This is a genomic window from Curtobacterium sp. PhB25, assembly GCF_004365375.1.
In the GTDB taxonomy this organism is placed as follows: domain Bacteria; phylum Actinomycetota; class Actinomycetes; order Actinomycetales; family Microbacteriaceae; genus Curtobacterium.
Genome location: NZ_SODR01000008.1, coordinates 175487 through 187930, shown reverse-complemented (window position 1 = coordinate 187930; position 12444 = coordinate 175487). Strand labels below are relative to the sequence as shown.

The following is a 12444-nucleotide window of genomic DNA, read 5'->3' as shown; positions in this document are numbered from 1 at the left end:
CCCGTCGACTACCGACCCCGCAGGAACGGGATCCGCGGCATGAGCCAGTCGACCCACACCACCCGCACCCCCGGGGCCACGGCGAGCGCCCACAGGATCGAGGCCACCGCGTCGGTCGGGTAGTGCACCGCGTCGATCGACACCGAGAAGAACACGACCACGATCGCGACGACCCCGAGCGTCAGTGCGAGTCGGTGCCACCGGGTCTCGCGCAGCAGCCAGATCAGCGCGATCACGAACGCCGTGATGTAGACGGTGTGCCCGCTCGGGTACCCGGGGTCGGGCTGCACCGGGAACGGGTGCGGCAGCACGGCGACGTCGGGCCTGGCGCGGTGGACGATCTCCTTCACGACCGCGGACGGCACCCACGTGATGGCGATCGTGCCGCCGAAGGCCAGGGCCGGACGGAGACTCCGGGTGCGCCACCAGATCACGGCCACGACGACGACGGTGATCCCGATCGCCGGCCCAGGACTGATGACGTGGTAGACCGCCGTGGTGAACGCCCCGATCGCGCCGGTGTGCAGGGCGTTCAGGGCCTTCGACAGTCCGAGGTCGACGGTGCCGAGGGCGAACCCGACGAGCGTGATGACGACCACGGCGATGACCGCGATCGCGACGGAGACGAGCGGGTAGGGCGACGGCTCGAGGATCCCGGCGCCGTCGGACTCCGGTCGGCGGGGGCGGAGCAGCGGCGCGTCGGTCATCCGACCATCGTCCCAGCCCGGACTCCGACCACGGGTCCGGCGAGCCTCTGAAAGCACTCAGCGCAGCCGCCCGCGAGTAGACAGGAGGCATGCCAACCGTTGCCGAGAACATCGTCGCCACCCTCCGCAAGAACGACGTCGCCCGCGTCTACGGCCTGCCGGGGGACTCCCTCAACGGCTTCACCGACGCCCTGCGCAAGGACGGCACGATCCGGTGGGAGCACGTCCGCCACGAGGAGGCCGCTGCGTTCGCCGCGAGCGCCGAGGCCGAACTGACCGGCGAGCTCGCGGTCTGCGCCGGCAGCTGCGGCCCGGGCAACCTGCACCTGATCAACGGCCTGTTCGACGCCAACCGGTCGCGCGTCCCGGTCCTCGCGATCGCCGCGCACATCCCCACCGCCGAGATCGGCTCCGGCTACTTCCAGGAGACCCACCCGCAGGAGCTGTTCCGCGAGTGCTCGGTCTACGTCGAGTACGTCGCCGACCCGACGCAGATGCCCCGCCTGCTCGAGATCGCGATGCGCGAGGCGGTCGAGAAGCGTGGGGTCGCGGTGCTCGTGATCCCCGGCGACGTCCTGCTCGCCGAGGCGAAGGACGACCGCACCACCCGCATCGAGCGCACGACGCCGCGCATCGTGCCGAGCGAGGCCGAGCTGCTCCGCACCGCCGAGCTGCTGAACGGCGCCGACAAGGTCACGATCCTGGCCGGTGCCGGCGTCGCCGGGGCGCACGACGAGGTCATCGCGCTGGCCGAACGGCTGCAGGCCCCGATCGTGCATGCCCTGCGCGGCAAGGAGCACATCGAGTGGGACAACCCCTACGACGTCGGCATGACGGGCCTGCTCGGCTTCGCGTCCGGGTACCGCGCGATGGAGGACGCCGACGTCGTGCTCATGCTCGGCACCGACTTCCCGTACCAGCAGTTCTTCCCGGCCAAGGCGAAGCACGTACAGGTGGACATCCGCGGGTCGCAGCTCGGCCGACGGCACCCGGTCGACATCGGCCTGGTCGGCACCGTGAAGGACACCGCGCTCGCCCTCATCCCCCTGCTGACCGGGTCACACCCGACGACGCACCTCGACAACGCCCTGAAGCACTACCGGAAGACCCGCGAGAAGCTCGACGACCTGGCAGTCCCCGCGGGCCGGAAGAAACCGCTGCACCCGCAGTACGTCGCGCGCGTGCTCGACAGGATCGCCGCCGACGACGCGGTGTTCATCCCCGACGTCGGCTCCCCCGTCGTGTGGGCCTCGCGCTACCTGACGATGAACGGCAAGCGTCGCCTGATCGGCTCGTTCGTGCACGGCACGATGGCGAACGCGGTCCCGCAGGCGATCGGTGCGCAGACGGCGTTCCCGGACCGCCAGGTGATCGCACTCGCGGGTGACGGCGGCCTGACGATGCTGCTCGGCGAGCTCATCACGATCGTGCAGAACAAGCTGCCCGTGAAGATCGTCGTGTTCGACAACTCGTCGCTGAACTTCGTCGAGCTCGAGATGAAGGCCGCCGGGTTCGTGAACTACGGCACCGAGCTGCAGAACCCGGACTTCGCCGCGGTCGCCGAGGCGATCGGCATCAAAGGCTTCAAGGTCGACGTTTCCGACGACTTCGAGGACGCGATGGCCGCCGCACTCGCGCACGACGGCCCCGCGCTCGTGTCCGTCCGCGCGAACCGGCAGGAGCTGTCGATGCCCCCGGCGGTCACGCTCGAGCAGGCGAAGGGCTTCACGCTCTACGCCATCCGCACGGTGCTGTCCGGTCGCGGTGACGAGCTGCTGGACCTCGCGTCGACCAACGCGCGTCAGCTGCTGTAGACGCGACCGCACGGCGGACTGGAGGCACGGTGCCAGCTGGCACCGTGCCTCCAGTCCGTCACGACGTCACCACCCGAGCGGCTGGCCGTCCTCCAGGAACACGCCGGTCGGGCCCTCCGGGCCCACGCTCGCGGCGGCCGCGACGGTCGCCGCGCTCACCTCGACGGGGCGACCGTGCGGGTTCGGCACCCCACCGAGCTCGGTCGCCGTGTAGCCGGGCTCGAGCACCACGAAGCGCACCTCGGGTGCGATGCGGGCGTACTGCACCGTGAGCATCGAGACGGCCGACTTGCTCGCGCCGTAGACCGCGGCCTGCACGGTCGACGCCGCACTGTCCGGGTCGTGGACCGCCGTGAACGAGCCGAGCGCGCTGCCGACGTTGACGACGAGGGGGCTGGCCGATCGGCGCAGGATCGGCAACGCGGCCTCGGTCGTGCGGACGATGCCGACGGCGTTCGTGTCGAACACGGCGAGCGCGTCCGGTCCGTTGAGACCCCACATCGCGATGCCGGCGTTGTTGACCAGGACGTCCAGGCCGCCGTTCGCGTCGATGTGCGCGAAGGCTGCGGCGACCGAGTCGTCGTCGCGGACGTCGAGCTGCACGGAGCGGGCGCCGATCTCGGCGGCGACGGCCGCTCCCTGGTCGGCGTCGCGAGCGCCGATCCAGACGGTGTGGCCGGCTGCGACGAGCTGGCGGGCGGTTTCCTTGCCGAGGCCACGGGTGGCGCCGGTGATGAGTGTCGTTGTCATGGGTCCAGCGTCACGCTCGACGCGGTCGGCAGGGAGTCGCCCGGTTGTCGTAGGACTGGTGGGGCCAGGACGCGGCCGCGACGTGCGCGCAGACTGGGGGCATGGCGGACACGGACTTCGGGCACACCCTGCGACGGCTCCGCGACCACGTCACCCCGGCTGCGGCCGGCATGACCGTCGGGCCACGACGTCGGGCGGCGGGACTGCGGCGTGAGGAACTCGCGGGCCTCGCGGGGATCTCCGCCGACTACCTGACCCGCCTGGAGCAGGGTCGCGCGACGTCGCCGTCCGCCCAGGTGGTCGAGGCGCTGACGCGTGCCCTCCGGGTCTCGGACGCCGAACGCGAGCTGCTGTACCGGCTCGCCGGGCACGCGGCCCCGGGCGCGGACGTCGTGCCGTCGCGGATCCCGCCGAGCGTGCAGCGGCTGCTCGACCGGCTGGCGGACACCCCGGTCGCGGTGCTCGACGCCGCCGGGAACCTGCTCGTGACCAACGCTCCGCACGAAGCCCTGATGGGGCCGATCGGCGGGATGCGCGGGAACGAACGGAACACCGCCTGGCGGCACCTGGTCGGTGCCGGCAGCCGCGCCGTGCACACGCCCGCGGAACAGGCGGCGTTCGAGGAGAACCTGGTCGCCGGACTCCGGATGACCGCGGCCCGCTACCCGCTCGACCGGCAGTTGCAGCAGCTCGTGCGGGACCTGCGGGCGGCGAGCCCGCGGTTCGTCGAACTGTGGGACTCGGGTGCGACGGCCCTGGGCGAGACGGCCCGCCGCAAGGTGATCGACCACCCCGACGTCGGGCTCATCACACTCGATTGCGACACCCTGGTCGTCGGGCCGGAGGACCTGCGGATCCTGGCGTACACGGCGGTGCCCAGGTCGGTGGACGCCGAGCGGTTGGCGCTGGCGATCGTGCTGGGGACGCAGTCGTTGGTGGAGTGAGCACTCGCCCCCAATTCGTGGGGGATGCTCGCGACGTGGCCCTCAGCCCGTTCCAAGGTTGGCTACGATCCGAGAGCGCCGGCTTCCGGCGATCTCAGACGTCCGGTCTCCTGCCGGACTGCACACCCGAGGGGACCACCCGTGCAGCACAGCACTGCAACACTTCGACGCGCCTGCGCGATCGGCGCGACCATCGCCGTCATCGGCCTGAGCACCGGCTTCGGCGCGTTGACGGCCACGACCGCCTTCGCCGACGAGCAGCCCGTCGCGCCGACGAGCACCGCGACCGCGTCCCCGGCGCAGGGCACTGACAGCACGGCCGACGGCGCTGACGAGTCGGCTCCGCCGGTTCCCGCGGCGACGTCCACGCCGACGGCCGAGGCGACAGCTGATCCCACCGCGGAACCGTCCCTGCCGGTCAGCACGCCGGCCGCGACTGCGACCCCCGATCCCACCGCGCCCGTCACAGCAGAACCGGCCGCGACGCCGACCGTGACGATCACCGGGGACGCGACCGTCGGCAGCACCCTGACGGCGACCGGGCACGACTTCACCGGCGAGCTGACCTACACGTGGGCCAGCGGCGACGCGATCCTGCCGACCACCACCGACTCGTACGTCGTCGCTGCCGCGGACGCCGGCAAGACCATCAGCGTCACGATCACCAGCGACACCGACGAGTCCGCGACGACCACGACGGCCGTCGTCACGCACGCGGCGGCCTTCCCGGAGGCCTCGACCGAAGACGACCCGATCACGTTCTCCGCGGTCGCAGGTGAGCGTTTCACCCACACGTTCGCCGCAGAGGGCTTCCCCGCACCGACGTACTCGGCCGCCTACTACTCGCTCGACGATCCGTACGCGAGCGAGGACGACGGTGACGAGTCCGGGTACCTGCCGTACGGCCTGTCCCTTGACCACGCCACCGGCGCGCTCTCCGGGAAACCCCGCTACTCCGGCACCTACGCGTTCCGCATCGTCGCGACGAGCGGCACCACGACCGCGTCGCAGTACGTCAACATCACGATCGACGCCGCCGCACCGCTCGGCGTGGAGGTCACCGCCGAGGACAAGGACACCTTCCTCACCGCGCACTCCACCAGCTGGGTCATCGAACGCGACGGCACCGTCTGGACGTTCGAGAACGAGACCACCCGTCAGCCCGACGGCGGGTACATCGGGTTCGGGGCCGGGTTCGAGGGCGGCCAGCCCACCATCGACCAGGGCGGGACCCTGCTCGTCAGCGGCCACCTGGTCGACCGCTTCGGCAACGAGGTCGACGACGCCGACGGCTACCCGGTGCCGTTCACGGTGACCTCGGATCACCCTTCCGACGTCATCACGCCGAGCCGCGATCCGTGGGTCGCGACCGACGTCACGTTCCCCGAGGCGTCGACGCACTCCCTCGAGGTCGCCTCGAGCGGGTTCGCCACCGCCTTCGCGGTCGACGTCCAGCCCACCGCGGCTCTGGCCGTCTCCCCCACGGGCACGGTCGCCACTCCGACCGTGACCACGGGCGAGCTCGCCTACACGGGGTCGGACGCGATGCACCTGCTCCCCTGGGCCGGCGGTCTCGCCGTCATCGGTGCCGCGGTCGTCGCACTGCAGGCCGTCCGCCGCCGGAAGCAGCACTGACGGGTGCACGAACAAAGGCCCCGCAAGCGGGGCCTTTGGCTGGCGACGTTCCGGTAGCCGGCCCGTCGTGCTTCCAGCGTAGCGGTGGGCGTCAGGCCCCGGCACCCCCGTCGACCGGAACGATCGCCCCCGTCACCATCGCCGCGCGGTCGCTGAGCAACCACGCGGCGACCTCGGCGACCTCCGCTGGCTCAGCCATCCGCCCGAGTGGGACCGAAGCGGTGATCTGGGCGGTGACGCCAGGCGTCGCCGCCTCCCACGCTTCGATCATCTCGGTCGCGGTGCCACCCGGCGTGATCCCGTTCACCCGGATGTGCTCGGGCGCCCAGGTCACCGCGGCCGTCTCGGTGATGCTGTTCAGTGCGCGCTTCATCGCGCCGTACGCCGGCAGCGCCGGGTTCGCGCGGCGGCTGCCGATGCTCGACGTGTTGACGATCGCGCCGCCGCCGGAGCGACGCATCAGCGCGGCCTCGGCGGTCATCGCCACCCAGTGACCGCGGAAGTTCGCGGCGAACTGGGTATCGATGTCCTCGTCGCTGGTGGTGTCGAGCGGTCCGGGCTGCTGGATCGCGGCGCCGTTGTTGAACGCCCCGTCGAGTCGGCCGTGCAGCTCGTCGACCTGCTCGACGGCCGCGCGGATGCTGTCCGGGTCCGCGAGGTCGAGTGCGACAGCGTCTGCCGTGCCCCCGGCCGCACGGACTTCGGCGACGATCCCCTCGAGTGCGTGGGCGCTGCGGGCAGCGAGGACCACACGGGCGCCTTCATCCGCGAAGAGCCGAGCAGCCGCGGCGCCGATGCCACGGCTCGCGCCGGTGATGAGGATGACCTTGTCGGACAAGAGGCCGATCGGGTTGGATGTGATGTCGTTCGTCATGCGCTCAGCGTCACGCCGAGGGAGCGTGCGGATACAGGTACGAGCGGTACCAGGATCTCCGGCCGGAACCGGTGGAGACTCGGGTCATGGACAAGCCGGAACTCGCCGCCTTCCTCCGCTCACGACGTGAGCGGTTGCGCCCCGAGGACGTCGGACTGCCGACCGGGTCGCGCCGCCGGACGCCTGGCCTCCGCCGTGAGGAAGTAGCGGTCCTCGCCCACATCTCCACGGAGTACTACGTCCGGCTCGAGCAGGGGCGTGCGCCCCGCCCGTCAGCAGAAGTACTCGCCGGAATCGCAGGATCGCTCCTGCTGACATCGGCGGAGTCGGAGCACCTGCACGCCTTGTCCGGCACGGCACCGTTGCAGGTCGGCCGAGTCCAGCGTGACGTGCGCCCGAGCATCCTCGCGCTCGTCGAACGATTGCCGCAGACCGCTGCGATCGTCTTGTCCGCCAGCTTCGAGGTCCTCGCCTGGAACCCCCTCGCGGCGGCGCTCATGGAGGACTTCGCGTTGCTCGCACCGGCCGACCGGAACCTCGCCCGCCGCGCCTTCCCGACCGAAGCCGTCCACCAGGCAGCTCGGCCCTACGGAATCTCGGACGGCGCCGAGTTTCAGCGGCACGTCGTCATGCAACTTAGGACGAGCCGAACGCGGTACCCGGACGACCCTGACGTCGTCGGTCTCGTCGAGGAACTCCGTGACGGCAACCCGGTGTTCGCGCGCCTGTGGGATCGCCACGACGTGCAGACGACACCGGTGCTCACCAAGACGTTCGACCACCCAGCGGTGGGGGCGGTGACGGTCGACTGCGACAGCCTCGCGTTGACGGATCGGGACCAGCACCTCGTCCTCTACACGGCCCCGCCCGGGTCACCCGATGCCGACGCGCTCGCGCTCCTCGGCCTGCTGGGTGTCGATTCCCCCAGTCGGTAACGACGGCCCGTCAGGCGCAGTACTCGTACGGCGGCATGGCGACCGCACCCACCCAGATCATGCCGACCGTCGCGCCGTCCTCCCCGAGCTGGAACGTGATGTAACTTCCGCCGATCTGGACACTCCACAGCGAGAACGGTCCTTGTTCCTCGCCGTAGGTGCCCGTGTACTGCAGGTCCGGGTACGCGGACTGCACCTCGGCCAGCGCAGTGCCGACACCGATCCCGGCTGCGGTCTCGGGCGAGTTCGTCGTCACCGGTTCCGGGCTCAGACCGCCGACGGCGACACCGGCCACGTTGCCGCCGCGCGGGACGACAGCGAGCCAAGGCGCATCGGCGCTCTCCCAGAACGAAGTCTCCGGGCTGGCCGGGCACGCATCCGAGCTGCGGGTGTAGGCCGCAGACAGGTCGTCGATCTCCCCCTGGAGTTCGCCACCGAGGGCGATCGGGCCGACCTCCTCCGCCGAGATCGTCCAGGTGGCGGGGTCCGACAGGCTGAACGCCGCCTCCGTCGCGGTGGGGGTCGGCGTGCTCGTGTCTGCCGTCGGCTCCGGCGGCGCGACGGCACTCGCGGTCGCGGTCGCGATAACGGTCCGGGTCGGCGTCGAAACCGGCGCTCCGGAGCATGCTGCCAGCACAGTCGATGCCATGAGCGCAATGATGATCCCGGTGGTCCGGACGGCACCCTTCACAAGGCCGCCACCGTCGTCCAGCAGTGGCTTCGTACCGTCCTGCACGCGCGGGTTCTGGTTGCCGGGCATCGTCTGTTCCCTCCGACGGCGGATGTCGAGCAATCCACCGTACGTCGACGCCCGACGGGCAACGGGCCCCCCGGCGTCCATCGCAACCAGAGCGTTACTTGGCGGCTGCGTCCTCGACGTCGAACACCACGACCCGGGCACTCGCACCACCGATGAACTCCGCCACCGGCCGGTGCTCCGGATGCGGCAGGTACCCGGCGAGCGCTGCCCGATCGCGGAACCGGACCACGAGCATCCAGTGGAACCCGCCCTCCAGACGCTCGGTGCTCACGCTCGTCCCCGACTGCACGGACTCGACACCGTCGATCCGCGGCAGGTGCTCGCGCGACAGGGCGTCGGCCTCGGACGACCGGTCCGCTCCGTCCCACTCGACCAGCACGGTGTGCGTCACTCCTGACACGTGGTCTCCTTCGTCTGTCACGACGCCGATCAGAACGCGGGCGTTCCGCCGGCGATCGTGATCGTCGACCCTGACTGGTAGCTCGACTCCGGGCTCACCAGGTGCACGTACGCGGCACCGAGCTCGGCCGGCTGTCCGGGCCGACCGAACGGCGAGGTCTCGCCGAAGTGCGACACGGTTTCGGCGTCGTCGGATCCCGGCTGCAGCGGCGTCCAGACCGGTCCGGGGGCGACGGAGTTCACACGGATGCCCTTCGGCGCGAGCTGCTGGGCGACGGCCTCGGTGAAGAGCTTGATCGCACCCTTCGACACGGCGTAGTCGATCTTGTCGGCCGAGGGAGTCGACGCCTGGATCGAACCGGTCGTCACGATGGTGGAGCCCGGCTCGAGGTGCGGCACCGCTGCCTTGGTCAGCCAGAACAGCGAGTAGATGTTGGTCTTGAACGTCGAGTCGAACATCGACGTGTCGAGGGTCAGGATGTCCTCGTTGCTGTCCATCCGGCCGGCGACCATGACCAGGGTGTCGAGGCCGCCGAACTCGTCGACGCCCTTCTGCACCAGGTCCTTGCAGTACTGCTCGTCGGAGATGTCCCCGGGGAAGAGCACGGCGCGACGCCCCTCGGACTCGAGCAGGTCGCGGACCTGTTCGGCGTCCTCCTGCTCGTCCGGCAGGTAGGACAGCACCAGGTCGGCACCCTCACGCGAGAGGGCGATGGCGGCGGCGCGACCGATGCCGGAGTCGGCGCCGGTGATGATGCCCCGGTAGCCGGTGAGGCGTTCCCGGCCGACGTAGCTCTCTTCGCCGTGGTCGGGCTTCGGGTCCATCTTCCACGCGGCACCCGGCAGCGACTGCTCCTGCTTCGGGTACGGCGGGGCCGGGTAGAGGGTGTTCGGGTCGCGCTTGTCGTACTGGCTCATGCGTTCCACTGTCGTCGTCGCGCGTGGACGCGCGTTCAGCCGCTGCGGTCCTGGGACACGGCTGATGACTGACGGGAGGCCCGTGGCGGCGTCGCCACGGGCCTCCCGTCCATCAGTCGCTTCAGACGCCGGCCGTGGTCCGGATCCAGGACGAGGCCTGCGACAGCAGGGCGTAGTTCGAGCCAGCCTTGGTGTCGGCGCCGGGGTCGGCGCTGTCACCGGTGGAGCAGACGGCGACGACCTTGCCGTTCACGAGCAGCGGGCCGCCGGAGTCGCCGTGGTTCGAGGCGCCGGTCACGCCGGTGAGGTGCTGCGCACGACCGCTGTACGCATCGGTGCTCGCACCGGTGAGCGAGACGGTGGCCTGGTAGAGCCCGTCGGACTGGGTCGCGTTCGCGCGCAGGCCGTAGCCCTGGACGGTGCCGGTGCCGCTCGACTTGGCGGTCGCGGTGAGGTCGAGGGGCGCGTAGGTGGACAGCGAGTAGGCGGTCCGCAGGTGGACGAGCGCGATGTCGCCCGCGGGCGAGGCGCTGACTCGGTCGACGGCGACGGCCGTGCCCCGGTTGGTCGTGGAGTTCGAGTGGTAGACGTTCATCGCGCCGATGCCGTCGATGCAGTGACGGGCGGTGAGGATCCACGAGGCGTTGATCTGCTCGCCCGTGCAGTTGCTGACGTAGCCCGACGGGATGGAGCCGCCCGACGCTTCGAGCTGGACGGCCCACGAGGTGGTGGGGGCCTTCTCGCCACCGACGACCTTCGTGCTGGCCGGCAGTGCCGAGGCGGGTGACGCGGCGAACACGCCCGCGGTGATGACGGCCGCGGCGGCGAACGCGGCTGCGATGGACTTCTTCATGACGACTCCTCTGTCGGGGGAAGCACCTGACCCGTTGCGTTGTGCAACTGGTCAGCATCCTGACCCTCGTTCGGGGGCCGCGCCAGTCCGCACTTCGGCGGACGGGGCCGCCCTAGGATCGTGTCGACCGGGAAACCGAAGGAGCGACATGAGCACGAACACCGCTCGGAGGACGCGCCCGACCGTCGTCACCATCGCGTCCGGCATCTGGTGCGCTGTGGTGCTCGTCCGCCTCGGGTTCCTGGTCGTCGCGGTGGTGAACACCAACGGTGGGCTCGCCGTCGCACTGGTCGGCGCGTTCATCGGCCTCGCCTTCGCGGCCCTGTTCGTCTGGCTGGCGATCCGAATGGCCCGCGGATCGGGGTCCGCACGGCTCTGGCTCGCCATCGTGACCGGCTTCGCCGTGGTGAACACCGTGGTCGGGCTCGTGCTCGGCGCAGGGGCCGTGGGCTTCCTCTACCCGATCGCCCTCGTCGCTGCGACGGTCCTGAGCTACCTGCCGACCACGCGAGGGTTCTTCCCGAAGACCGAGCGCCGCGTTCGACCCGCCGAACCCCGCACGGTCGGCTGGGACCCGACGACAGGTGAACGCATCACCGAGCCGGCACCCACCGACGGACGCGCCGGCTGACGGATCAGCGGCCCCGTCAGTGGGTGCTCCAGAACGAGATCGACCGGCTCTCGTCGCGGATGACGATCGTGTGCGACGCCGCGCGGTCCGCGACGGGCCGGTTGCCCTCACCGCCGTACCAGTACGACACGTACCGGCGCTGGGTCGGCGACCAGCCGACGACCTCGACCTTGTAGCGTCCGGGGCTCAGGACTGCGCCGAAGGTCCCGCCCCGACCGGGCGACCAGTAGCTCAGGTGCGTGTCGAAGGTGCTGCCGATCGACTCCCCGTACACGTGCACGGTGGCGCCGGTGAAGTCGGTGTCGAGCTGCGGGTTGAGGATCCCGGTCAGGGTGACGCCCCGGGTCGAGCTCGCATCGATGCCGTCCACGACCGTCTCGGTGCGGCCCCCGGCCTGGTGCGCGACCCGGACGTACGAGCGCTCCGCAGTGGAGCCGGGATCGCGGTGGAAGCCCCACGACTCGTTGCGCAACGCCGGCCACGAGTCGAGCGTCTCGTCGTGCGCGTTGACCTGCACGCTGTAGTCGTCGCTCGGCAGGCCGTGCACCCAGTAGTGACCGTCGGGCGAGGTGACGGTCCGCCGCACGGTGCCGGTGTTCCAGCCACGGACGACGACCGCTGCGCCGGACAGGTCCGCGCCGTACGGGTTGTGGGCGGTGCCGCCGATCGAGGCACCCCGCCGCATCACGACCACGACGGTCTCGTGCCCGCCGGCGCTGACCACGACGCCGGTCCGCTCCGCCGGGACCACGTCGTCGAAGCCGTACGAGCCCTCGCGCTCACCGTGCAGCGTCCAGGTGCCTGCCGGGACCGCGTCGAACGTCATCCGGCCGCGGCGGTCGCTCGTCGCCGAGTCAGCGGTGCTGCCGTCCGGGGTGCGGAGGTCGACGACCACGCCCTCCATCGCGAGCGGCCGCTTCTCCGGGTCGGTCAGCATGACGGTGAGCGCACCGTCGTCCGGAGCGGCCACCGCCGCGGTGACGGGCGCGATGACGGGCGCGATGAGCACGCCGATCAGTGTGAGTGCGGTCGTGATCCCGACCGTCGCGCGTCGTCGTCCCGTCATGGTGTGCCCCTGGTCCCCTGGTGGGGCCGCCCCTGGCCCCGGTGGTGTGGAGCGTAGCCGCGACCCGCGCGGAGCGCGCGGTCGCTGTCACCGATCGCTCACAAGCACCATCTGTGACCGAACGCTCACACAACGCGTTCGGAGCCGATCGATCCCAC

Annotated in this window: 13 protein-coding genes; 5 read left to right on the top strand and 8 right to left on the bottom strand. The window is 70.9% G+C overall.

Annotated features, from left to right (window positions below):
* Window positions 1-8 precede the first annotated feature (8 nt).
* Window positions 9-707, bottom strand: coding sequence for a phosphatase PAP2 family protein (locus tag EDF51_RS15865; RefSeq protein ID WP_134195604.1), 699 nt, complete (start codon window positions 705-707; stop codon window positions 9-11).
* Between the two features lie 89 nt (window positions 708-796).
* Between EDF51_RS15865 and poxB the strand changes: the two genes are divergently transcribed.
* Window positions 797-2521 (top strand): ubiquinone-dependent pyruvate dehydrogenase, encoded by a 1725-nt coding sequence (gene poxB / locus EDF51_RS15860; protein WP_134195602.1) that lies wholly within the window; start codon window positions 797-799, stop codon window positions 2519-2521.
* Between the two features lie 66 nt (window positions 2522-2587).
* Here the strand turns inward: poxB and EDF51_RS15855 are convergent, their stop codons facing one another.
* Entirely contained in the window at window positions 2588-3271 is a 684-nt protein-coding gene (locus EDF51_RS15855) for an SDR family NAD(P)-dependent oxidoreductase (RefSeq protein WP_123339147.1), read from the bottom strand.
* A 101-nt stretch (window positions 3272-3372) separates the two neighbouring features.
* Between EDF51_RS15855 and EDF51_RS15850 the strand changes: the two genes are divergently transcribed.
* Together EDF51_RS15850 and EDF51_RS15845 are read left to right on the top strand one after the other, a co-directional pair.
* Complete coding sequence (locus EDF51_RS15850) at window positions 3373-4215, top strand: helix-turn-helix transcriptional regulator (protein ID WP_123937270.1); 843 nt, start codon at window positions 3373-3375, stop codon at window positions 4213-4215.
* Between the two features lie 141 nt (window positions 4216-4356).
* Window positions 4357-5850, top strand: coding sequence for a putative Ig domain-containing protein (locus tag EDF51_RS15845; RefSeq protein WP_131881042.1), 1494 nt, complete (start codon window positions 4357-4359; stop codon window positions 5848-5850).
* A 91-nt stretch (window positions 5851-5941) separates the two neighbouring features.
* On the opposite strand, the gene EDF51_RS15840 is transcribed toward EDF51_RS15845, so the two are convergent.
* Window positions 5942-6724: an SDR family oxidoreductase gene (locus EDF51_RS15840; protein ID WP_134195600.1), complete on the bottom strand. Its 783-nt coding sequence runs from the start codon at window positions 6722-6724 to the stop codon at window positions 5942-5944.
* A gap of 86 nt (window positions 6725-6810) precedes the next feature.
* On the opposite strand from EDF51_RS15840, the gene EDF51_RS15835 reads away from it, so the two are divergent.
* Window positions 6811-7659 (top strand): helix-turn-helix transcriptional regulator, encoded by an 849-nt coding sequence (locus tag EDF51_RS15835; RefSeq protein ID WP_123294637.1) that lies wholly within the window; start codon window positions 6811-6813, stop codon window positions 7657-7659.
* Window positions 7660-7669: 10 nt separating this feature from the next.
* Here the strand turns inward: EDF51_RS15835 and EDF51_RS15830 are convergent, their stop codons facing one another.
* The 4 genes from EDF51_RS15830 to EDF51_RS15815 all read right to left on the bottom strand — a co-directional run bounded on the left by EDF51_RS15830 (window position 7670) and on the right by EDF51_RS15815 (window position 10589).
* The gene (locus tag EDF51_RS15830) at window positions 7670-8419 is read right to left on the bottom strand and encodes a hypothetical protein (RefSeq protein ID WP_131922061.1); all 750 of its coding nucleotides are present in this window, start codon (window positions 8417-8419) and stop codon (window positions 7670-7672) included.
* Between the two features lie 94 nt (window positions 8420-8513).
* Entirely contained in the window at window positions 8514-8819 is a 306-nt protein-coding gene (locus EDF51_RS15825) for a Dabb family protein (protein ID WP_165932417.1), read from the bottom strand.
* Window positions 8820-8848: 29 nt separating this feature from the next.
* The gene (locus tag EDF51_RS15820) at window positions 8849-9736 is read right to left on the bottom strand and encodes an SDR family oxidoreductase (RefSeq protein ID WP_131881036.1); all 888 of its coding nucleotides are present in this window, start codon (window positions 9734-9736) and stop codon (window positions 8849-8851) included.
* A gap of 121 nt (window positions 9737-9857) precedes the next feature.
* A complete protein-coding gene (locus tag EDF51_RS15815) occupies window positions 9858-10589 on the bottom strand; it encodes a S1 family peptidase (protein ID WP_131881034.1) in 732 nt (243 codons plus the stop codon).
* A gap of 148 nt (window positions 10590-10737) precedes the next feature.
* Between EDF51_RS15815 and EDF51_RS15810 the strand changes: the two genes are divergently transcribed.
* Window positions 10738-11220 (top strand): hypothetical protein, encoded by a 483-nt coding sequence (locus EDF51_RS15810; protein ID WP_131881032.1) that lies wholly within the window; start codon window positions 10738-10740, stop codon window positions 11218-11220.
* Between the two features lie 16 nt (window positions 11221-11236).
* Here EDF51_RS15810 and EDF51_RS15805 read toward each other — a convergent pair whose 3' ends face one another.
* Window positions 11237-12286 carry a carboxypeptidase-like regulatory domain-containing protein gene (locus EDF51_RS15805; RefSeq protein WP_131881030.1) on the bottom strand — a complete coding sequence of 350 codons (1050 nt, stop codon included), beginning with the start codon at window positions 12284-12286 and terminating at the stop codon, window positions 11237-11239.
* Window positions 12287-12444: the final 158 nt, after the last annotated feature.